18 protein-coding genes and 1 riboswitch are annotated in these 23,860 nt (G+C 42.2%); of the genes, 7 read left to right on the top strand and 11 right to left on the bottom strand.

The genetic code is table 11. The features are described from left to right. Positions 1–257: 257 nt before the first annotated feature. From L4C35_RS14445 to L4C35_RS14435, 3 genes are all read left to right on the top strand, one after another. Positions 258–1,310, top strand: coding sequence for a GGDEF domain-containing protein (locus L4C35_RS14445; protein ID WP_428463541.1), 1,053 nt, complete (start codon positions 258–260; stop codon positions 1,308–1,310). Between the two features lie 346 nt (positions 1,311–1,656). Next, positions 1,657–2,883: a sodium/glutamate symporter gene (gene gltS / locus L4C35_RS14440; protein ID WP_428463540.1), complete on the top strand. Its 1,227-nt coding sequence runs from the start codon at positions 1,657–1,659 to the stop codon at positions 2,881–2,883. Positions 2,884–3,029: 146 nt separating this feature from the next. Next, entirely contained in the window at positions 3,030–3,545 is a 516-nt protein-coding gene (locus L4C35_RS14435) for an NUDIX hydrolase (RefSeq protein ID WP_428463539.1), read from the top strand. Between the two features lie 83 nt (positions 3,546–3,628). On the opposite strand, the gene pntB is transcribed toward L4C35_RS14435, so the two are convergent. The 4 genes from pntB to L4C35_RS14415 form a co-directional block, all read right to left on the bottom strand. Beyond that, positions 3,629–5,005, bottom strand: a complete 1,377-nt coding sequence (gene pntB / locus L4C35_RS14430; protein WP_428463538.1) for a Re/Si-specific NAD(P)(+) transhydrogenase subunit beta — start codon at positions 5,003–5,005, stop codon at positions 3,629–3,631. Positions 5,006–5,015: 10 nt separating this feature from the next. Further along, positions 5,016–6,572, bottom strand: coding sequence for a Re/Si-specific NAD(P)(+) transhydrogenase subunit alpha (gene pntA, locus L4C35_RS14425; RefSeq protein ID WP_428463537.1), 1,557 nt, complete (start codon positions 6,570–6,572; stop codon positions 5,016–5,018). Positions 6,573–7,013: 441 nt separating this feature from the next. Beyond that, positions 7,014–7,295, bottom strand: coding sequence for an HlyU family transcriptional regulator (locus L4C35_RS14420; protein WP_428463536.1), 282 nt, complete (start codon positions 7,293–7,295; stop codon positions 7,014–7,016). Between the two features lie 230 nt (positions 7,296–7,525). Continuing rightward, positions 7,526–7,717 carry a hypothetical protein gene (locus L4C35_RS14415; protein ID WP_428463535.1) on the bottom strand — a complete coding sequence of 64 codons (192 nt, stop codon included), beginning with the start codon at positions 7,715–7,717 and terminating at the stop codon, positions 7,526–7,528. 267 nt (positions 7,718–7,984) lie between these two features. Between L4C35_RS14415 and L4C35_RS14410 the strand changes: the two genes are divergently transcribed. Together L4C35_RS14410 and ribB are read left to right on the top strand one after the other, a co-directional pair. Then, positions 7,985–8,923, top strand: a complete 939-nt coding sequence (locus tag L4C35_RS14410; protein ID WP_428463534.1) for a hypothetical protein — start codon at positions 7,985–7,987, stop codon at positions 8,921–8,923. Positions 8,924–8,998: 75 nt separating this feature from the next. Next, a riboswitch (FMN riboswitch) is annotated at positions 8,999–9,184 on the top strand. Positions 9,185–9,388: 204 nt separating this feature from the next. Continuing rightward, positions 9,389–10,063, top strand: coding sequence for a 3,4-dihydroxy-2-butanone-4-phosphate synthase (gene ribB / locus L4C35_RS14405; protein WP_428463533.1), 675 nt, complete (start codon positions 9,389–9,391; stop codon positions 10,061–10,063). 417 nt (positions 10,064–10,480) lie between these two features. On the opposite strand, the gene L4C35_RS14400 is transcribed toward ribB, so the two are convergent. From L4C35_RS14400 to L4C35_RS14370, 7 genes are all read right to left on the bottom strand, one after another. Next, positions 10,481–12,250 (bottom strand): bifunctional metallophosphatase/5'-nucleotidase, encoded by a 1,770-nt coding sequence (locus L4C35_RS14400; protein ID WP_428463532.1) that lies wholly within the window; start codon positions 12,248–12,250, stop codon positions 10,481–10,483. A gap of 319 nt (positions 12,251–12,569) precedes the next feature. Further along, a complete protein-coding gene (gene fecE / locus L4C35_RS14395) occupies positions 12,570–13,334 on the bottom strand; it encodes a Fe(3+) dicitrate ABC transporter ATP-binding protein FecE (RefSeq protein ID WP_428463531.1) in 765 nt (254 codons plus the stop codon). Between the two features lie 2 nt (positions 13,335–13,336). Next, positions 13,337–14,305: a FecCD family ABC transporter permease gene (locus L4C35_RS14390; protein ID WP_428463530.1), complete on the bottom strand. Its 969-nt coding sequence runs from the start codon at positions 14,303–14,305 to the stop codon at positions 13,337–13,339. Beyond that, positions 14,302–15,315: a FecCD family ABC transporter permease gene (locus L4C35_RS14385; protein ID WP_428463529.1), complete on the bottom strand. Its 1,014-nt coding sequence runs from the start codon at positions 15,313–15,315 to the stop codon at positions 14,302–14,304. Before L4C35_RS14385 ends, L4C35_RS14390 begins: the two co-directional genes overlap by 4 nt. Then, positions 15,315–16,214: a Fe(3+) dicitrate ABC transporter substrate-binding protein gene (locus L4C35_RS14380; RefSeq protein WP_428463528.1), complete on the bottom strand. Its 900-nt coding sequence runs from the start codon at positions 16,212–16,214 to the stop codon at positions 15,315–15,317. Before L4C35_RS14380 ends, L4C35_RS14385 begins: the two co-directional genes overlap by 1 nt. Before the next feature lie 148 nt (positions 16,215–16,362). Then, entirely contained in the window at positions 16,363–18,474 is a 2,112-nt protein-coding gene (locus L4C35_RS14375) for a TonB-dependent receptor family protein (RefSeq protein ID WP_428463527.1), read from the bottom strand. Positions 18,475–18,606: 132 nt separating this feature from the next. After that, entirely contained in the window at positions 18,607–20,628 is a 2,022-nt protein-coding gene (locus L4C35_RS14370; protein ID WP_428463526.1) for a TonB-dependent receptor, read from the bottom strand. 229 nt (positions 20,629–20,857) lie between these two features. Here L4C35_RS14370 and L4C35_RS14365 point away from each other — a divergent pair, with 229 nt between their 5' ends. Next, positions 20,858–22,069, top strand: a complete 1,212-nt coding sequence (locus L4C35_RS14365) for an ATP-grasp domain-containing protein (protein ID WP_428463525.1) — start codon at positions 20,858–20,860, stop codon at positions 22,067–22,069. Then, positions 22,066–23,859, top strand: a complete 1,794-nt coding sequence (locus tag L4C35_RS14360; RefSeq protein WP_428463524.1) for an IucA/IucC family protein — start codon at positions 22,066–22,068, stop codon at positions 23,857–23,859. The genes L4C35_RS14365 and L4C35_RS14360 overlap by 4 nt, the downstream gene beginning before the upstream one ends. Position 23,860: the final 1 nt, after the last annotated feature.

The following is a 23,860-nucleotide window of genomic DNA, read 5'->3' as shown; positions in this document are numbered from 1 at the left end:
ACGAGTCATTTCGTAGAGCAGCCTGCCCCAACCAATACCCCTAAAGTATTAATGGTTTACGTAGTAACCATACAAGCCGTAATTGATAAATTAGCATTGACTCAATAGTGGATAAAATCCATTCTTATGCCAAATCAATTTAGTCCACTTATTTCATATAACTATTGGACATCGCACAATTTGCTGCTTATTCTAGTGACGTTCTTCACATGATGAGAAGATTTTCATTCACGTAGTTACATGGAAGTTAGAGATATATGTCAGTTTCTATCAAGAGCAATCAGCTTAAATCCCCCAATTTTGCGTACATAGAATTAAGTAAGCAGACCCTACAGAAGCAACTCACCGTTCTTTTCCCCGCTTCAGGGATCATCTGCACCATTATTGCTTTTAGCTACTTTGTGTCTGATGTGAATAGTGCTTTCACCTTATCAGCACTAACAGGTGCGTTACTCTGCTACGTATTAATGTGCGTTAATCGAAAAAATATTAACCCTTATTTACTGGTATGGGTGCTTATATTTTTCACCACGACAGCATGTGCACTTGGCTTTATAATCCAAGGTAAAAATGACATTTGTCATACTATCGGGCTGACTATTCCGCTACTTTGCTTTTTTTCCTTAAGCACCAAAACAGCTTGGTGGTATAGCTCTCTGTTTGGCATTCTTTATATGGTGCTAAGTGTCGAGTCGATGGCCGAGAAACATATTCAAATACCTGAAGCACTTCAGAATATAAGTGCTTACTCTATCGTTCTGATCCTTTCATACTTACTGGCGCGTCACCGAAATGAAGCGATTGAACTGGTGAAAAAAACCGCGTCAACTGACTTCTTAACAGGTTTACATAATCGCCAAGGTCTAATACCTATTTATCAGAGTGAAGCGGCACGAAGTAAGCGTTATTTACGTGACTTTTCACTGGCCCTGATCGACATCGACAACCTAAAAGAAATTAATGACCGCTTTGGTTTAAAAGCAGGTGATAAAGTCTTGATGATGATAGCTAAATGCTTGCAAGAACATTGCCGCCAAAGTGATCATATCGCACGTATTGGAGGGGAAGAGTTTTGCTTATTACTCCCTGAAACTGATATTAAGCAAGCAGAAGAGCTGGCCTCTCGGTTAAACGAGGTACTATCTAGTTGGTCTTTAGAACTCGATTCAGGTGAAAAGTTACAGGTCACCATCAGCATAGGCTTAACACAGGTCGAATACCAAGAGTTCTGCTATGACTATATAAAAGCAGACAGCGCCCTACTTCGCGCCAAAAGCTGGGGCAAAAACCAAATTGCAGTGAGCGAGTAAAGTTACCGAGGTACGCATTGATATGATGCGTACCTCGCTTTATGGCATCACAATGACTAGCGCCACCTGCAAACAGCAATAGCCTAATACCAATCTGGTAAGTAAGCGTTCGGGGGATTTTAACCAACAAGAACGAACAGTCACTTAGTTAGATTGGCATAAGATTTATCTTCAGGATAATTTCCACAAAACACCCTCCTAAATGCGACATTACCGTCAGTTTTTAATTATTGTACAAACATTACTTCACTGAACTGGATGTCGTTACATAACCCCGCTACGATAATTTGATAGGCAACAACTAACATATTGTTTGCAAACTGGATATCAGCTTTCAGGAGGTGAAATGAACTATATCGACGGTGTACTCCACATCGAATCATTTTTGGCTGTCACATTGGGTATTATTGTGTTGTTCATTGGACGACGATTAACCCAGGCCAGTTACTGGCTACGCGAGTTCAGTATTCCCGAACCTGTATCTGGTGGCATTTTGATTTCAATTGCTTTTGCTATCTTACACTACGCTACCAATATCGATGTACAGTTTGAACTGGCAGCACGTGACTTATTATTGGTGTATTTCTTCACCACTATCGGTATTAATGCCAGCCTTGCTGATTTATTCAAAGGCGGTAAGCCGCTCATCATTCTGCTCTCCATTACTATCGGCTACATGTTAATTCAAAACATCACGGGTATTGGTATCGCGACTTTACTCGGCCAACCTGCAGCATTTGGGTTGCTGAGTGGGACGGTATCTTTGATTGGTGGACACGGCACAGCTATCGCTTGGGCGCCTAAAATTGGCGAAGCGTTTGATTTAGATACCGCAATGGAAATTGGTATTGCCAGCGCAACATTCGGCTTGATCCTAGCCAGTATTATGGGGGGGCCAATTGCAAAATTTTTGATTAATAAGCATAACCTCACCCCAGCTAAAGACGAAGAAATGGATATAGGTATGAAGCAGTCCGAGCCGCAACCTCGGATCAACGCCTATGATTTTCTTGATGCTGTGTTAGCTATCCACATTTGTATTATCTTAGGCGCAATCCTAAACAAAGCAGTTGCATCAGCAGGCTTAGAGCTACCGTTATTTGTTACCTGCTTATTTGCCGGTATTCTCATTTCAAATCTAGTGCCCGCATCCTATCCTCGCCTAACAGGTACGCGCTGGCCATCACGCCAACCTGCGGTAGCACTCATCGCAGATATCGCCCTAGGGGCATTCCTCGCCATGTCTTTGATGAGCATGCAGCTATGGGCGCTCATTGATTTAGCGGGACCGATATTTGTTATTCTTGGCGTACAGTTCATTGTCGCCGTTTGTATCGCTATTTTTGTTATCTTCCCATTAATGGGGAAAACCTATGATGCCGCTGTTGTTTGCGCTGGTTTTGGTGGTATATCACTGGGATCGACCCCAACCGCAATGGCAAATATGTCGGCGGTCGCTCAAAAATACGGTAACTCGCACCAAGCTTTTATTATCGTACCTTTAGTTTGTGCGTTCTTCATCGATCTGGCTAATGCCTTAATCATCCCTTATTTCATTGGCTTTATCTCTTAACTTCCAACCAATACATTGCTACTGATGAAAAGGTTGACGCGGATAATAATGAAGCGTCAATCCTTCCCTTTCTGCCCATCATTCTTACTGGTTAATTCATACATAGCCTTGATATAATTCGCTACATTTTCATGAAGGGGTGCACGATGAAAACAACAACACTTTGCCAATGGAAGTGTTTTTCTGTTGAAGAAGAAAGTCAAATATTACCCGATGGTAAGACAATTCAATTTACGACAGTTAAACACCCAGGTGCTGTTATCATTATTCCCGTGACAGAAAGTGGTGACTTAGTACTCGTCAATCAATACCGCCCTGCGATAAAGCAATGGATTATAGAGTTTCCTGCAGGCACGCTTGAAGATAGCGAGAAAATAGAAGCCTGTGCTAAACGCGAATTAGCAGAAGAAGCACAGTTAGCTGCAAAAAATTGGATTAGTTTAGGTCAACTATTACCTGTTCCTGGATTCTGTGATGAAGTTCAGCACATTTTTCTGGCTAAAGAATTACAAAAAGCGACGGGCGAACTTGACGATGATGAGATCATCGAAGTCATTACCATGAGTATTGAAAAGTTTGAATCACTAATCGCCAACAATACCATTCAAGATGCCAAAACGATTGCGACTTATATGAAAGCTAAGCTGGCGGGCTTGTTATAAATCTAAAAAAACGGCCACAACATCTTCATGTCATGGCCGTTTAAAACGTATATTCAAATACGCGACTTATCTAGAATCAACAATTACAAATGTTTTGAAATCTCATCAACACTTGCTTTCGCATCACCAAATAGCATTTGCGTGTTCTCTTTAAAGAACAATGGGTTTTGAACACCCGCATAACCTGTATTCATCGAACGCTTAAACACGATTACGTGTTTCGCATTCCAAACTTCCAGTACAGGCATACCTGCGATTGGGCTGTTTGGATCTTCCATTGCAGCAGGGTTAACTGTGTCGTTCGCGCCAATAACCAAAACTACATCGGTTTCAGACAGATCATCATTAATCTCATCCATCTCTAATACGATGTCGTATGGTACTTTTGCTTCCGCTAACAGTACGTTCATGTGGCCAGGTAGACGACCCGCAACAGGGTGAATACCAAAGCGAACATTCACACCTTGAGAGCGCAGTTTGTCAGTAATTTCATGCACAGGGTATTGCGCTTGTGCGACTGCCATACCGTATCCAGGAGTAATAACTACTGATTTCGCATCTTTCAGCATTTCAGCAACTTCTTCTGCTGATGCTTCACGGTGTTCGCCTTGCTCTTCATCTGATGAAGACACTTGAACATCAGTACCGAAGCCACCAGCAATTACACTGATGAATGAACGGTTCATTGCTTTACACATGATGTAAGACAGAATTGCACCAGAAGAACCAACCAATGCACCTGTTACGATCAACAAGTCATTCGCTAGCATGAAGCCCGCTGCTGCTGCTGCCCAACCTGAGTATGAGTTAAGCATAGAAACAACCACTGGCATATCCGCACCACCGATTGAAGCAACCAAGTGGTAACCGAATGCAAATGCGATAAGCGTTACAACAACCAGCGCAAAAGTCGAACCTTCTACGTTTACGAAGTAAAGCATAAGAAGGAAAGAAACAACCAAGGCCGCAAGGTTTAGCTTATGACGGTGAGGTAGCATTAAAGACTTAGAATCAATAATGCCGCGTAGCTTACCAAATGCAACAATAGAACCTGTGAAGGTTACAGCACCGATGAACACACCAAGGAAAACTTCCACAAGGTGAATATTCAGTAGTGCACCTGTTAGCTCACCATGATCAATGTAAGTATTGAAACCTACTAGCACTGCTGCTAAACCAACAAAGCTGTGAAGAATTGCCACTAGTTCAGGCATTTCTGTCATTTCAACTTTCTTAGCAAGGTGCATACCGATACCGCCACCGATAACCATCGCAAGGATGATCCAGCCAGTACCTTGCGCATCAGGGCCGAAGATTGTTGCGAGAAGCGCAATCCCCATACCCGCGATGCCGTAGTAGTTACCTGCGCGTGCTGTTTCTTGCTTGGAAAGCCCAGCAAGAGACATGATAAATAGTACCGCAGCAACAAGGTATGCCGCTTGTACGATTCCTGCAGACATGTGTTACTCCTTATTTATCTTTACGGAACATTTCAAGCATGCGTTTGGTCACCATAAAGCCACCAAATATATTGATACTTGCAATTAAGACAGCAATAAACGCCAGGAAGGTAACAATCCCAATCCCCTGACCTATCTGCAATACCGCACCAATGATGATGATGCCTGAAATAGCGTTAGTTACTGACATTAATGGTGTATGCAACGCATGCGTTACATTCCATACCACGTAGTAACCGACAACACACGCCAAAACGAATACCGTAAAGTGAGCAAGGAATTCCGCTGGTGCGTAATTAGCAATCCAACCAAATGCCGCTAAACCGGCAGCCATAAAACCGTATTTCTTCACAGGTGAAGTTGGTTCTTTTTCGATCTTAACTCTAGGTTTAACTTCTGGTGCTGGTTTTTGAGGCGCAGCAGACACTTTGATCGGTGGCGCAGGCCAGGTGATCTCACCTTCTTTGATCACAGTTAGGCCACGTAACACTTCATCGTCGAAATCGATGTTAATGTTACCGTCTTTCTCTTTGCAAAGGAGTTTCAGTAGGTTAACAAGGTTAGTACCGTATAGTTGAGATGATTGCGTCGGTAGACGACCTACCATATCGGTATAACCAATTACTTTAACACCGTTCGGTGTAGTCACGACTTTGTCAGCTTCAGTGTACGCACAGTTACCGCCATTAGCAGCCGCCAGATCGACAATCACACTGCCCGCTTTCATTGAATCAACCATTTCTTTGGTGATCAATTTAGGCGCAGGGCGACCAGGGATCAGCGCAGTTGTAATGATGATATCAACATCTTTTGCTTGCTCTGCGTATAAACGCTCAGCCGCTTTGTTGAATTCATCTGACATTTCTTTTGCGTAACCGTCACCAGTGCTGGTGTCTTCTTTGAAATCAACTTCAAGGAATTCAGCACCCATACTTTCGACTTGTTCCTTAACTTCAGGACGCACATCAAAAGAACGAACAATTGCACCTAGGCTACCCGCAGCACCAATAGCCGCAAGGCCAGCAACACCCGCACCAGCAACCAATACTTTAGCAGGTGGAACTTTACCAGCAGCAGTGATTTGACCAGTGAAGAAGCGACCAAATTCATGAGCCGCTTCAACAACCGCACGGTAACCTGCGATATTAGCCATAGAACTCAACGCATCAAGCGCTTGTGCACGTGAAATACGCGGCACAGAGTCCATCGCCATAATATTGATGTTTTTCGTTGATAGTTTTTCTAGCAGCTCTTTATTTTGAGCAGGCCAAATAAAGCTAACAAGGCTTGCACCTTCTTTAATCAATTCAAACTCATCAACGCCAGTTTCATCGTTAACCTGTGGTGCATTCACTTTCAGAATAAGATCTGATTGCCATACATCTTCGGTAGAAACGATAGTAGCGCCCGCAGCTTCAAAAGCCGCATCGTCAAAACTAGCCAAGACACCAGCATTACTTTCAATGGCAACGCTGAACCCCATTTTTAATAACTGCTCAACCGTTTTAGGCGTAGCAGCCACTCGCGTTTCGTGCGCGAGTATTTCTTTTGGCACACCAATCTGCATTATTATTCCCTGAACATTGGCATTAATGTAATGATTTTGTATCCAACCAACAACGTAATATCAAGTACTTTGTAAGAAAAACACAAAAAAACCCAACAATAGCCGATAATTTACATCAAATGCCGCTGACTATTGAAATTAAATAACACTTTTAACATCAGGACAGAGGTCAAACCACGTTATAAAACGGGCATTTAGCTATAACTAATTACATAAATGACTAATAAGTGCATCATAATTCAGTTATTAGACTAAAAAGACATCACTTCAGATTAAAAGCGCCTGTTTAAAGCAGTGGTTAACTAATAAACCACTTTCTTACAATTGATGATCTTGCAATGCCCTCAGCGAGTAAAAGCACTCCATTATCCTCAACACGTAAAAATCGTCATAGTTGTAGAACTTGTACTTAGTTCAAGCAAAAAGAGCATCACACCCTTTTTACTTAAACATACGGTCGCCATTTTGATCGATGAACATTCTCGCTTTATCGAGCATAAAGGTTTCGGCATCTTGCTTTGAACCTAATAAGTCAGAGCGAATAAAGGTATGCGTCTTAATTTCTCCGTCGATGGTTTTACAGATTCGGCCTGCGATACGGAACTGCCCACCCTCAGCGATCGGCTCGGGATAGATTAAATACCCGTTGTGTTCAATCGGCTCTACAGCCACAGGCGTTTTTGCTTCTTTGTTTAAACCAAATAATTTTGACAGGAAACCCACGTCATTCATCTCCCAATAAGCATGTGTATTGATAATGCCACAGAGTAGAGAAGAAAAATTAAACCAAGGTTAAAATATAGGGAAAAAACCTTGATAAGCATTGCCTTGTGTTCATTTTGAGCAATTAAGAACAATGTAAAATAACGGGAGGTAGATAAATGCAGCTAATAGAAATGAAAAACGCCAGCTAATGAGCTGGCGTTTAGAAATCAGAAAGATCGTGTTATCTATTAACGATAGATACCGATGTCTTTTTGCAGGTGTACTGGAAGATCCGATACATTGTATTGTTTAGGTGATTTAGAACCACCAAAAAGAACGTCTACTGCGTGTGCAATCAATCCTTTGATATCTAACGCATAGGCTTTCTTAGTTTCAGTGCTTGATGGAGCAATGGTATCAAAGTTAAGTGCCTGTGCCATGATTGCCTCTACTTATGGTTTAATTTTGAACTGCGGTAATCATAGCTGCTTATTTTCCATTCCAAAAATGACAATATTTTTACATTGGAATAAGAAAAACTAATCTGTTAAACAATTGTAATCATTACTTTTAAAGGGAGGCATATAACCACAAAAAGAATGAATAAAACCACATCTTTTAGCTACCCGATGAATAACTTAGAATAAGTTTGTTTTTACCCCTTTGTTGTAGTAACAATGGAGTAACAATTTCGCGAGTATCTTTTTATGTTGTCATTCATTTCAAAACATTCATCATTACTTTTAATGCTTGCGGCAGTTTTGGGCTTTTTAGTGCCAGAGGCATCAAAGGCTCTGTTCCCCTATCTCCCTTTTATTTTATTTTTCCTAATGCTCTTTACCTTGCTTGGCATACAGCAATATGTACTGCTAAAAAAGCTCGCTGAACGACAAATCTGGGGCTACGCTATCTTCCATGCCATTGGTTTATCAATCATCAGCTGTTCAGTCGCGGCCTTACTGGGTGCTCACAGCGCATTATTACTTGCAATATCAGCAGTTACTGCCACTGGCTCACTATTTGCGACACCAGCAATTGCACGCTCAATAGGTCTAGATGCGCTTGAAGCGATGGCCATGACAATTGCTACAACTTTACTCATGCCTGCCGTACTGTATTTTAATTTAATGGTTTTTCAAGACGCGGCTTTTAGCCTAGATATGAAAAGCTACTTCATACGATTAGTCATTTTTATCGCTGGCCCGATGTTAATTTCAGCTTGCTGCCACCACTTAGTACCTACCGAAACCCTGCATCGAATTCATACCAAGCTTGCTCAATTTACCATTCTACTGGTCTTTAGTTTCCCTTTTGGTCTGGTTGGTGAATTTAGAGAAATGTTCGATCTATCGTTCTGGCTTGGTATGCAATACCTTGTTATTGGTATCGCTCTATGCGCACTCTTTTTTATTGTCGGTTTTCTCTGCTACTACCGCCAAGGTGTTGACCAAGGATTAGTTGCAGCAATAACTGCTGCTAATCGAAATGTCTTGCTCACATTTACCGTCGCAAGTAGTTATTTAGGCCCTGAGTATCTAGCTATCATGGGAGCGATTCAATTTCCAACCTTTTGCTTACCACTTTTTGTTAGGTATATCTCGCCACGACTACATAAACGCGCTTCTAGATTAGAAATCAATCAATAACGTCGTAACTTCAAACAAATTACAGACTCTTTAGTTAATCGCTTGCCTGATTGAAACGATTTTTCTATGATGCTGATGAATTCTCAGGGCGGGGTGAAATTCCCCACCGGCGGTAAATAAAGGTTGTTACTCATATTTTCACCTTTATCAGCCCGCGAGCGCTTGAATATGACGAATATTTTTTATTCGCTGTATGCAAGGTCAGCAGATCTGGTGTAAACCCAGAGCCGACGGTCATAGTCCGGATGAAAGAGGATCAGTGAAGGCCTGCAACTATTGCAGCCTTATGCTTTACATACACACGATTTGCTCGTACCTAGCAGCTTATATTTAGTTACTTATGTACTAATTGCTTATTTATATAGGTTTCGAGTCTTTTGTGGTCTAAGTTATTTCAGTTTTCCTGAAACGCTGCCTTTCTACGCCCTGATTCTGGTATCAATATTATATTTGGAGTTATTTACCATGAATCAGTCTCTACTTTCCCCTTTTGGAACAGCTTTCCAACGTGTTGAAGCTGGCTTAGAAGCTATCCGCCAAGGTCGCGGTGTACTTGTTGTTGATGATGAAGATCGTGAGAACGAAGGCGACATCATTTTTGCAGCAGAAACCTTAACACCAGCGCAAATGGCATTAATGATCCGTGAATGTTCGGGGATTGTTTGCTTATGTTTAACCGATGAGCGCGTTGAACAGCTCGAATTACCTATGATGGTAGAAAACAACACCAGTGCCAATGAAACTGGCTTTACTGTGACCATTGAAGCAACACACGGTGTAACCACAGGTGTTTCTGCAGCAGATCGTGTAACAACCATCAAAGCTGCTATTGCAGATGATGCTAAGCCATCTGATCTGTGCCGCCCAGGCCACGTATTTCCACTAAAAGCGAATGCGGAAGGTGTTTTGGGTCGTCGTGGTCATACGGAAGCAACCATCGACTTGATGCGTCTTTCAGGTTTGAAGCCATACGGTGTATTGTGTGAGCTTACGAACCCAGATGGCACTATGGCACGCCTACCAGAAGTGATTGCGTTTGGTGAAGCGCATGATATGCCAGTGCTAACCATTGAAGATTTAGCCGCTTATCGTTTGGCAAAAGAAGCAAATACGCAGGACGCTTTAGCTGAAATCGCGTAACGGCTCATTCTTAGCTAATGGCGACCTAAATAAAGCTGTGCAGGTATAGTGCAGCTTTATTTTATCCACTTAACGCAAATATAAGATACTGTCGTAAAAGCGCATCTATTCAAGTGACTCAGTCTATAAGCCAGCTGAAGGCAATAAATAAATCAGAAAACCCCACGCCGACACCCAGCCAATGACCATAGCAACGTCCATCCAATCTTTATGCATACGAACTCCCATACGAACTCTACTGTTATCTCACACCTAAAGCCTCTCTGTTTTTATCGTCAACAGTGAACATTTCTTGAGCATATTTGACACAGCTTTTTGAGCTTTCGAGAGGTGAGAGCGAACTTTGGTAAAGCGTAAAAAAAACACCAACCAAGGTTGATGTTTTTAAAGAGTTAACCAACAAAGACAATACTAAAGCTAAGCAACATCCGCACATTGGCAAGGAATGTAGTTAACGCGAATCGAATCAGGCGCTTTAAGCTCAGAAAGTGTATAAGCATAAGCCTCAAACGCTTCAGCCATCGTCACGTTCAATGCAACAGGCTCCATGTCATAGTTAAGTAATGCATCATATCCTTCTTTACCTGTCGCGGTATAACCAGAAGATACCGATGTATATACAACATCATCTTCAATCAATCGCCATTCACCCTCTTTGAAGGTTTCTAACGATTCAACACGTGCACCTTTTTCGGCACAACAGCGATAAGTAAAACGTAAATTCGATACATAAGGAAAACTACCACTGCCCGTGCCTTCAACACCATTATCAATGGCATTGTTTATTGCACCTTCAAGTGCTTGACGCAGGTATTTACCTTTAACTTTATAAACCATCAAGCCAATAGCAAAAGGTAATAAACGCCCTGCAATATCAGCAGAAGTTAATGGCCCAGGATTTAAAGAAGCGCGCACGCCGCCTGCATTATGAATAGCACAATCTACTTCGTAGCCATGCTGTTGTCCCTGCCAACGAAACGCATCAACAACCAAAGGAGCAATTTGGCTAGGCCCTTTAGCATCTGGAATACGAGTATGACGCAGTGGCTCTGGCACTTTGGTGATATGTTGGGTCTGCAACTGACGTACCGCAGGACGGTAATCACTGTTCAGCAAGTTTTCAATCTCAGGGTCTTTAACACAAAAGCGGACATTGGGTTGTGCCTGAAGGTATGCTTTCACAGCTTGATGCTGGCCTTCTTCTAAATGTTCTGTACGCGATGCATCTAAAGTAAATTGGCGACCCAGTAACAATTGATGAAGGCCACCAGCTCGATCAACACTACCATCAGCGTTAAAATCTAATTCAAGTTGACCTAGTGACAACGCATTACAACCTGCTTGGACAACACAGGTACCATTAATCATACGGGCATAACTATCAGTTACACCGTAACCAAGGTTGGAGAAATCGCCCTGCATGGTATGCGTATGACCACCAATAATAGCGCCGACACCATCTAACTCTTCTGCTAGTAAAAGATCGCGGGCATAGCCTAAATGGCTTAAAACAACAATTTTATTAATACCATTGGCACGAATAACACTCACCGTTTCTTTTGCCACTTTTAAAACATTAAGAAAATGCGTATCAGGATCAGGGTTTGCTATACCTTCCATGTTTTCAATAGCCAAACCAAAGATAGCAATCTTCTCGTCATCAACAGATTTAACCAGATAACGCCCATAGGCTGGTGATTTATCTGTCGCAGGCTTATAGGTTAATACGTTAGGTTTTGGCTGTAATGGGTTGGCTTTACTCTGATCTTCTTGTGTCAGATCCCAATTAGCGGCTAGTAATGGAAAATTGGTGTAATCGAGAAAATCAGCCACAGTCTGATTCCCCATATCTAGCTCATGATTGCCTAACGCCATGGCTTCTACACCGATAGCATTCAATAATTTAGCGTTAGCAATCCCTTTGTATAAAGAGAAATACAGCGTACCTTGGAAACAGTCACCTGCATGAACAAACATGAATTCACGCCCATGCAAATAGGCTTGTTTTTTTACATCCTGTACAGCTGAAGACACACGAGAAAAGCCGCCACAACTGGCGTACACAGGAAGACTCTCACCCTGCTCTGTCGGCATAGGTAAGTTAAATTGAATTGCGGAAGGCTCAAAATGTGAATGCGTGTCATTGATATGAGCAATTGTAATTTTAGCTGCGCGATGTTGAGTCATAATGATTCAGCGTCCCTCCGTGAATAAAGAATAAAGAGGTCTATCACGTTGTAAGACAAAAATGAGATGCTACTTACGAGAAAAACGTGATGTAAAACGGAATATAACACAGAGTTGTACTCTACCCATGATGAATATTTGGAAAAACTTTTGTTACCAAACCGAAACAGTTTTCATCTGGGACGCCATTGTTCAAATTCTCACGAGAAAAAGCAATGGTCATACAAATATAAAGTTAAACTTAATCAATAAGTAAGATATTCGCCCATACATGAAAAGAGCTTTCTTCGTTAAAGTCGCCCCGTCACAACAATATAACCTACAAAGCAATACACATCGGGCTGTTCGCAACAGGATCCTTAACAACATGTGCATCAAAGCTAAACACTTCTTTTAATAATGACGCTGTAAATACCGTTTCAGGTTCGCCCTGAACGACAAGTTGCCCATCGTTAAGTACAACCAAATAATCACAGTAGCGACATGCTTGATTCAGGTCATGAAGCACGACGACAACCGTTTTACCTTTATCATTCATTCTTCGCATCAGATGCATTAGATCAACTTGATGCGATAAATCTAAATACGTTGTCGGCTCATCCATCATTACTATATCTGCATCTTGCGCCATAACCATCGCAATCCAAGCACGTTGACGCTGTCCTCCAGATAGCGATTCGACTTGCTTGTCAGCCATAGCTAACACTCCTGTTTCTTCCATTACCTTATCAACAATGTCTTTATCTTTATGACTGAGCTTTCCCCAATGAGAGACATAAGGCGAACGCCCATACTCAACCAATTTACGCACCGTAATACCTTCTGGGCTCACCAGCATTTGCGGTAAGAGTGAAATTCGCTGAGCCAGCTGTTTATCTGGGTATTGATGTAGCGGCTGATTGTCGAAATAAACGTCACCAGATGCAGGTTTGTTAATTCTTGCTAGTGTTTTTAGCAAGGTTGATTTACCACACCCGTTAGGCCCAATCAGAGCCGTAATTTTCCCCTCGGGGATCGTTAGCGATAAATCACGGATAATAGTGTTATCACCGTAGGCGACAGAAAGCTGTTTTGTACAGAGCATGGTTACCAACCTCGGTGACGTTGTAGTAAGTAAATAAAATAAGGAGCACCAATAAGTGACGTTAGAACGCCCGCAGGTAATTCAACAGGAGGTTGGAGTCCTCGCGCTAGAATATCTGCGACCAACACCAATAGAGCGCCAACGATCGCCGCACCAGGTAATAACAGTTTATGGTTATGACCAAACAACATTCGCGCTAAATGCGGGCCAAGTAACCCCACAAAACTAACGGTTCCTGCTACAGAAACACTGATACTGGCTAACGCTACCGCCGCCACTAGGGCAAGGGCTTGCACACGAGAAGGGTTAATACCTAACGACGTTGCACTTTCTTCTCCAAGTCCCATTACATCTAATCGCCATGCCAACCAAAAAGCGCAAGGTAATAGCAGTGCCAGCGCACACCAGATAATAGGAACTTGCTCCCAGTTGCGTCCCCATAAGCTCCCTGTCAACCACACCATGGCCGTATTAATTTCAATGGGGTTTACTATCAGTAAAAAATCAATGCAGCTTGATAAAAACGCGCTTACCGCAATGCCAATTAAGGCTAGACGTGCAGGTGTCGGTGAAGATATATAGGCAAAAGCCATGATTAATGCAGCGGCCAACATTCCGCCAAATACAGCCGCTAGCGGTAATAAATAAACAGGTGACGCAGGAAAAAACACCAACAAGGTCGTCGCGGCTAACCCTGCCCCTGCACTAATTCCCATAAGATCTGGTGATGCAAGAGGGTTACGAATGACACCTTGAACTAAGGCTCCAGATAGACCAAGCCCCGCCCCAACACCAATGGCAAGTACCATACGAGGAAAACGGTATTGGTTAACAATAAAATCAAATTCTCCGCCCGAAAATAAAGTCGCGATAACCTGACTTGAGCTAAGTGATGATGCCCCAATAAGAAGGCTTAACGATGCCAATACCAGCAAGATTGCCAGCAATGAAAATAACTTAAGTCGGCTCATGACAACTTATTCCTTAATGCCAGCATAATAAAACAAGGTGTGCCGATCAAAGCCGTTATAACGCCAACGGGTGTTTCTGATGGAAAAGCGATACCACGAGATAGAGCATCAGCCCAACAAACTAATGTTGCCCCGCACAATGCAGATACTGGCAAAAGAACTAAAAAGTTACTGCCCACGAGCTTTTTAGCAATATGGGGGATCAACAAGCCAACAAATCCAATCGGGCCAGCAATGGCTACGCTTGAACCCGTTAGTAGTACAATAGATACACAAGCAAACGTTCGGGTCGTTCGAATATTCAGCCCTAAACCTGTTGCAACATCATCGCCAAGCGACAATAGATTCAAACTTCGCGCAATATAGAAAGCCAAGCACAACCCAACAACACTGCTCGGCCATAATTGACGCCATTGCTCCCAATCTACACCTGACAACGACCCCGTTAGCCAGTGCATAACGCTATACGCCATATCATCAGCTAAGATCACCGCGGCGCGCGTTAAACCAATCAACAATGCATTAATGGCAATACCCGCTAATACTAGCTTAAGCGGATGAGGCCTTTCAGAAAAGAATCCCCCTAAAAGCATGACCAGTAAACCACTGGTGACACCGCCCACCGCCGCAACCAGTACACTCGGAAGTTGGCTTAAAATAGGTACTTGAATACTCGCTAACGCCATAAAACATGCAGCACCTGCGTTAATCCCAAGCACTGATGGTGATGCTAATGCATTTCGGGTTAAACCTTGCATTATTGCCCCAGCAACAGCCAAGTTTGCCCCGATCATTAGTGCAGCATAAGCGCGAGGCGCACGTAAGCTTGCTAAGATTTGTTGCTCAATATTCGAATTATCAAATGCAAATAAATACGCTTGAAGGTCGTGTAATTTCAACGAAAAACTTGACCACGAGAGCATTGAAGCTGCGAAGCCAAAAATAATAATGATAAATAAACTACAACTGATCGCGAGTGGCTGTATATAGTCTGACGTTCTAGTTTGCATTATTGTTGAACCAAAACCGTTGCAAGGTTTTCAGCAATGCCTTCCGCTGCCAGCATCCCTCGATTCAATGACCAAAGCTCAGGCGATACATCGATAACATGATGTTTTTTAGCGACCGTGAGGATATTAAATAGTGGATTTTTCTGCCAACGATCAACCACAGTTTGCTCTGTATAGGCGCCAAGTAATAGCCAATCAGGATTCACTTTTAGAAGCTGTTCAAAGCTAGTCGGGAAATATGCTTTCTCTGTTTGATCTGGCATAGGGCTTTTTAAGCCTAATGCCGTAATCACACCACCAGCATAAGAGGCAGGACCATGTAACCACATGCCCTTATCAGTAATAACGGCAAATTGAATGGTATCTTTGCTTGCAAACTGTGCTTTAAAACGCTGTATTTTTGCATTATGTGTATCGATACGCGCTTTCATCTTCTGGTGTTGATTAACCGCGATACCAATTTTCTCAGCCGCTTGTAAATTTTCGCGGTAGGTTTCACCACGACTTTTCAGCAACAAGGTTGGCGCAATAAGAGACAAATCGTCATATATTGCGGTGTGACGTTCCGCATCTGCAATGATCAAATCTGGCTTTAGTGCTGAAATCACTTCCAAACTGGGCTGAGGTCGCATGCCGACTGATGTCCACGGTTTAATAACATTACGGACAGCAGGAATAATACGCTCGGCTTTTTTGTCATCAGCAATACCGACGGGTGAAATACCCACTGCCGCTAATGCATCAACAAAAGAATATTCCAGAACCACTATTCTTTGGGGTGTACCCGTAATTTCGAACGTGCCGTGTTCATCTTGAATTTTCCGTGTTTCAGCCAAACTTGGCGTTGATACTAATAACGAGAAAAAAAACGTGAATATCGTCATTACTCGAAAAGACATATTCGACTCCCTATGAATATTGTGGTGCTTGATTCTAATTGCGATCGCTAATGAGAATCAATACAAATAAAACTAGTCAGCAAAAATGCTGACTAGTTTGGTATAGATGACACTTTGATAACCAGTTGCTCTACAATCTGTACTGGTATTAGAACTGGTAATTAATGTCTATGCTGTAAGAGCGCTCAGGTGCGGGATAACGACCAACCGGACTTGTATCAATCCCACGGAAGTAATATTCCTCATTAAGCAAATTATTAACGGCTAGGTTCATGTTTAAAGAATGAGAACCTGATTTATATAGTTCCTTACCCACATTAAAGTTCCACACTGTATACGCAGGTATCTTACCTTTCGCGCCAGTAGCATCTTCTTTATCGGTATTAGCATTATCGGAATAAGCATCACTGAAGTGGAAACCAGATAAGGTTGAAGCAAAGCCATAAATCTCGTACGTCGCATCCCAAATAAATTGATGCTTAGACGTATAAGGCAGTTGATTTCCTTTGTTTGCCCCTTCTTCAAGGGTTGCATTTAGGTAGTTATAACCCAACCCAAAGCTTAAATCGGCGACAAAATCTGGCGCGTATCGACCTGAGATTTCCACACCTTGATGACGTGTCTTACCTATATTATCAAAGGTTTGAGTCGCGCTCTGCCATTGAAGTTGGTCTTTAAAATCAATGCGGTACAGCGATACATTGAAGCTATTTTGATCCTCAGTGAATCGAGCTCCTAGCTCATAGTTCCATGCCAGCTCACTGCCCTCTTCGCCTTTTCCTCGAATATAGGCGATTTGCGGTGCACGTAATGATTTTTGGGTATTAGCGTAACCAACCCAAGCATCTGTTATGTTATAAGCAAGCGTTAACCCTGGTAGCAACTCAGTGACTTTATTATCGTGAGTTTCTTCTTTACCAAAGTCTTTAAACGTCATATTTATGGATTCATAACGTAAGCCAGGTGTGACTTTCAATCGGTCATTCATAAAGCCAATTTCGTTACTTACGTAAGCTGCATACGCACTGGTATCTAAGTGCCAATCACGCGGTACTTTTGTTGCACCTCCAGCGATAGGCGTTTGCGTCAACTTATAATCAATGTCTTCACTGACATATCGGGCACCAATTATCCAATTTTGAGAAATTGAGCTACGGCGACCAAAGTACATTGATATTTTAGGCTCAACACCGTAAACCTTAAACTCACGCGGTGAGGTACGAATATCTGTTGAAGGTAAGCTAGGATCAGCCCAATGTCCGCCCGCACCGTTAAACCCCCATTGGAAGTTACGGGTTGATTTATGACCAAAAGTAAGTAATTCAAACTGAGCGCTATCCGCTAAATCGAGATCATGTAAATACCTCAGACTTCCACGTGTCGATTTACCTTGGTACTCATCGTATGGACGCTTAGACTGTTTTCTATCTTGCTCATAATCCTTAGGCGAAAGCGCCCCGGGCATCTGCGTATCGGCATCATAATGCTGAACAAATGCTTGTAACTCTTGCGTCTGGCTAATTAACCAATCAGTTTTAACTTGGAAATCCTTCACATCCGTATCTGAGTGTTCGCGGAAGCTTTCACCACGCAGCACATTGCCTTCTACTTGAATGGCAAAGTTGTCGGTAAGCCAGCCCCCCGTACGTAAATAAAGGTCGTTAAGTGGCGTATTCCCTCCTTCGAAAACGGTCAAACGGTTGCTAATTTCTGTTTGCCACTCTGTCGGAATCGGCTTGGTAACCAAGTTAATCACACCACCCACATTATTCGGGCCATATTGCACTGCGGCACCACCACGAACAATATCAATCCGGTCTAAACTTGCTAATGTTGCAGGGAAAATTGACTGCCCTGTATGCCCATAAGGCGCTAATGTTAATGGAACGCCGTCCATCAAGAACTGCGCATGACCACTACGGCTGGCCTTTAAACCGCGAACTGAAATATTCGGTAAAACACCCGTACCCGTTTCATCCTGTACTTTAATACCAGGCACTTTTTGCAAAGCAGCATCAATAGAATTCGATGCCGTTTTCTTAATATGTTCAGCACTAATAACCGTACGACTACCAGGATATTCTTTGACATCCACTTGATCCGACGTACCAATAACACTCGAGGTTACCACTATGGTTTCAATATCAGTGTTTGCTTGTATTGATCCATCTTCAGCCTGTGCATTAAGTGCAAAAACAATAGAAGCCGCTAATACGGAATAGCGTAGTGGCTCCCAACGAGTTTGTTCCTTGATAAACATATCTATTATGTCCTTAATTTTATGGGCAATACCTTAGGCAGCAACAAGGCTTACCTTTCGGCAACATCTAACTAAGTGGGAAGTTTTACCTACCCACTTAAAATTTAATTTTTAAATCAAATTAAAAAATAACTAGAACTGATAACCGTAGGTCAGCATGAACTCAGCTGGCGCACCGTAACCAATTTGGTTAAGGCCTGATTTTCCATTCGTTGCACCTAGAATGTATTTCTCATTAAAGATATTAGAAGCGTTAAGCTGAATTTTATGTTGGTCCAAAGTATAAGCAGTCATTAAATCAACCGTCGTGTAGTCGCCCAATGAAATCGCTTCACCGTTACCAGAAAAACGTTCACCAACATATTTTGCACCACCACCAAAACGCCAGTTTTCGGTTAATTGGTAAGTACTCCACAGGGAAAATAAATGATCAGACACATCGTTAGGTTTCTTGCCCGTTTTCTTATCTTTTGCATCTAAGAAGCTGTATCCCGTAGAGATATTCCATTTCTGTGTAATTTGTCCTCTAATTTCTAATTCAATACCTTTATGACGCGCTTCTGTCTTATCGACGACATCCCCGTCAGTATTTGTTTTAGGCTGTTCTTGATCAATTTGGAATAATGCCGCATTCAGCATTAATGCATCATCCAATAAATAAGCTTTCACACCTAACTCTTGAAGATCAGTATGGAAAAACTCGGCTAATTTAGGATTAATATAAATACCTGAATACGGGAGCTGCCATGAACGCGCTAAAGTGGCATAAGTAGAAACGTCATTGGTGATACGATATACCGCACCGGCTCGGTAACTCACTTTATTGTCACTGAGATATTCTTTTTCTTTGCCAACCTTTTGTTGCTCTAGCTCCATTTTGTCATAGCGAACATTACCAATCAGAGAAAGATCACCAAAGGTAACAACATCCTGAATATATAATCCTGTCGTTTTAGTGACGTTATCTCTAAATGGAGCAAAACCAGGATTTGGTGTAGGTCCCACAGTCGGATCATAAATATCTTTTGATGGAATAGTCTTATTACTCGCGAGCGTTAAGTCGATATTAATTTGGTTATAATCCGCACCAACCATCAGCTGATTCATACCCGTATCCCACACTAACTCTGATTGCAGTGTGGTTGTTGTACGAGGGTCGTAACCAAAATTATTGACTGTTTGAGAAACTTGATCACCCGTAACGGTTCCCTGTCTCGTACCTTTTTGTTGTAATTCAATCTTGTTCCAAGATGCACGGTTATTCCATTGAAGGTCGCTGTTAATTAACCATTCATAATTCAGCGCTAAACGTAAGCTATCCGACTTTTGAAAATCATTGGTGCCACCATAAAATGTGTTCGTCGGAACATTCACTGGCTTACCATCTTTGGAAGGTACGCCACGATACGGCACTAACTCTTGATGCGCGTATTCCATATCAAGATCTAAGGTATGCCCATCTGCTGGCGAAATACGTACCGTTGGTGCAATGAAATAATCTTCAGAATTAACATGATCGACGAACGAATCCGCTTTGCGATATTCAAGGTTCACACGACCATTGATTGAATCAGACAACGCCATTGAGCTATCAAGCTGACCAGTATATTTATTATTACTGCCAATACCTGCCTTTACTCGAGTAAAGCTTTCTCCGTTGGCACGCTTGGTTACTAAATTAATCAAACCGCCCGCAGAGCCTCGTCCATACAGCGCACCAGCCGCCCCCTTAACCACCTCTACGCGTTCAATATTCGCTAAGCTACGATACGACTGAAGATTACCATCATCTCGAAGCCCATCACGGTATGTATCATTCAGTGTATCAAAGCCACGTATTACAAACTGATCACGACTACCTTCACCCAAGGTGTTATTCACACCCGCCACACCATGCAAGGCATCCACTAATCGAACGGCTCCCCTGTCTTCCATCTCAGTGCTGGTTACTACCGACACAGACTGAGGAACGTCAAGCCATGCGACATCCGTTTTCGTTCCAGATTGCGGAGCATGTTCAGCATAGCCTTGATAGGCATGCCCATAAACCTGAACCACCTCATCTGGATTGGATGAGCCTGCGGCAGATACAACGGCAGGAAAGCATGCGATTGATATCGCAAAAGATAAAGGGTGAGCTTTAGAAAAGGTCATTTGCAAATTCCATTTGGTTTGTATTTAGGATGCAAATGAAAACAAATATCATTTGTGTTTGCAATATATAATTTTTGATCTATATTTTACTGCCTTGTGAAACAGAGTCATAAACAACAACGTGATCATCACAAGGCATACAAAATAACAACAATAACCATATGAAAACAACGGGTAATCGCACAAGCGGTGAGCACGTATCAACGACAGTTTAAAGTTAGGAAAGCTTATGAAATCTATAGCTATTATAATTAGCCATGTGGTAAATGACGCCGTAACACACGGCTTTGTTCCCGCAGCTAAAGCACTAAATATGCATACAGTGTTAATAACAGATCATAAATTAGATCACCTTAATCTCGCGATTAACGATAAATCATTTCATCCAGACCAAATTATCGAGTGTGATGTTTTTAATCCGCTCGACATTATCGATACCATTATTAAAAATGGGTTTTCTCCGAACATTATATTTAGTAATAGCGATCACCTTCAGACTTCAACCGCTATTGCTGCTCAGTTTTTTAAGCTGCCAGCAAAATCATGGGAAGTATGTCTCAAAGCTAAAAACAAACAGCTAACACGAACAACTCTTGATGAAAAAAATTTGCCTAATATTAAAAATTGGTTAATCCAATCTGACCAAAATTTACCTGTATCGCTACTATTTCCACTTGTTGCTAAGCCACGTGAAGGCGTCGCAAGCATGGATGTTCAGCTTTGTAATGACGAAAAAGAATTAAATAAATATTGTCAGCGATTTTGGCAAAAACAATCTAACACGCCAATATTGTTAGAAGAATATATTCAAGGCCCATTAATAACATTAGAAACACTGAGTGATGGTCAGACAATAATACCTATTGGTGGCTTCGATGTTCAATTGTCAAAACCGCCATACTTTATTGAAACATCCGCAAGTTGGAACGGTCCTCTTAGTGAAAAACACCAAGATGCTTGTTTACAGCAATTGACTGAGTTTGGTATCGGGTTAGGTGTTTGTCATAGTGAATTTATTCTCACTAAAACAGGTCCAGTATTAGTTGAAATTAACTATCGAAGTATAGGTGATGGACGTGAGTTTTTACTTGATAACTTAGCGCCATACTCTTGGTTTGAAACCATCCTGCAACTCCATCAAGGTTGGAAAATTGATAAGCCCTTAGCAATATCAGGCTCTGCAGAAGTGCATTATATTATTGCTGAACATAGCGGTATTATTACCGGAAACACCAAATCCAATAAATCTCAACTCGATGGCATTATCACTCAGTGCCAAGTACTCTGCCGAGCAGGAAAAACGTTAACAATAAGCTATTCAAATAAAGATTACTTAGCTCGGATCTCAGTTGCCTCACCTACTGGTAAGCCACTTCAGCTACCGCTGCAACAAGCTATCAACGCCTGTGATCTAGTATCAGAACAAGAGGTGCTCGCATGAAAAACCATCATAAATACCTCACTAAACGTCTCATCGATACTTGTCTTCGTGAAGACCTTTTTAGCATTGTTTCCCAAGCAAGCATTCTTCATACACCACTCGATGTTGCAGCCAATTGGGATCAACTGAAAAATCACCAACATTGGCTCGTTTTATCTATAGAGGAGCATACACTCTACCTACCGATTGAAGCCGGCTACTATATGCAACACTGGTTTTATTTTGATGAAGGGTGGCTGCAAAAATATCAAGGCAAGATAACCAAACAAAGTGGTTATGAGCAATGGATTCAACTGCTAAAGGTATGTGCTTCTGAAGGTTCTCAAGCACTTCTTGAGGCCTATTTAGAAGAGCTACAATGCGCTGAAAGCCATGGGTTACTTTGCGATAAAGCGTATCACAGCCAAAAAAAGAAGCTCTCACACCCTTTTAGTGAGTTGACACCATGGGATGAACAGCTTCTACTCGCCGATCAAATCGCCTCTTACTTAGATCATCCTTATTATCCAACTGCACGCGCCAAGTTTGGCTTTAACGCACAAGATCTAGTGAAGTATGCGCCAGAATACTCAAATAGCTTTGCCCTAAACTGGCTTGCCGTTGAAAAATCGCTTGTCACGTTGACATCAGATCAGCCTGATTGTTGGCCAACGATGGAAGCCGTTGGGTTGCCAGCAGATTTTGCCTTAAGCCATGTACTCATACCTGCACACCCACTAACCTTCAGTACCCTTAATCCGTTACCACAAGGCATAATCAAAGCACCCAACGCCGTATTAGACGTTGTTCCAACGTTATCAGTGAGAACTGTCGTTGTTAAAAACTCACCAGAAACTCACATAAAAGTCCCCTTGGTGATGCGTACTTTGGGGACCAAAAATATTCGCTTAATCAAACCATCCACTATCTATGACGGCCACTGGTTTGAACTGTTATTAGCGCACCTAGAACAAACTGATCAACGCTTACACGGGCTTTACTTCCACTGCGATGAACAGCATGGTGGCCATGTCGGTGAAGACAAAACATTTGCCTACATTGTACGAAGTTATCCACTACAACACGCAAGCGAGAAAGCACTTATCCCCGTCGCTGCGCTGGCAGGTTTAATGCCAGATTCACGTTTATTCTTAGAACACCTTGCTGAACAGTATTACCACGGTGATATTCTTCAATGGTTCACTGATTACGTCAATTTACTTAATCAAACCCATTTAACACTGTGGCTTAGATACGGTATTGCACTTGAATCTAACCAACAAAATGCAATTCTTGCTATTTCTCGTGAAGGGAAAATGTCATTAGCAATGAAGGATAATGACGCTGCTCGAATTTGGCCTAAACAGTTCAAACCGTTTGAAGAGCATGCGCCAGTTAAGCTTGGACAGTTGCTCGACCAACGAATTTTAATTGAAGACGAGCAAGCTCTTGCTCAAATGTACACCACAATCACGCTTCAACTTGATATCGCCGCTATCGTTGAAGCTATGGCCCATGCAGGTGTAGCCACATCAGCAACACTCTATACCATTGTACGTCGCTCGATAGAGAATAATCTGGATGAGCTTGAGTCAGCAGGCTGCAATACTGGCTTTGCACGTCAACATCTTCTAGAAGACGATTTCTTCTACGCCAAATACTTACTCAGCTCAGGAAGCTTGCTCTCTAAACAAGCCTCAGGCGCAGAGGACATTAATAAGTTTTATGGAAAATCAGCACCCAACTTCCTCAAGCTAACCAGTGAGGAGTTACAGCAAGATTATATAGCTCAACTCACTCAGCTCGACTGAA

Source organism: Photobacterium kagoshimensis, assembly GCF_050337045.1.
In the GTDB taxonomy this organism is placed as follows: domain Bacteria; phylum Pseudomonadota; class Gammaproteobacteria; order Enterobacterales; family Vibrionaceae; genus Photobacterium; species Photobacterium kagoshimensis.
Note: the sequence above shows the minus strand (reverse complement) of the source record. Positions and strands in the feature narration are given on the sequence as shown.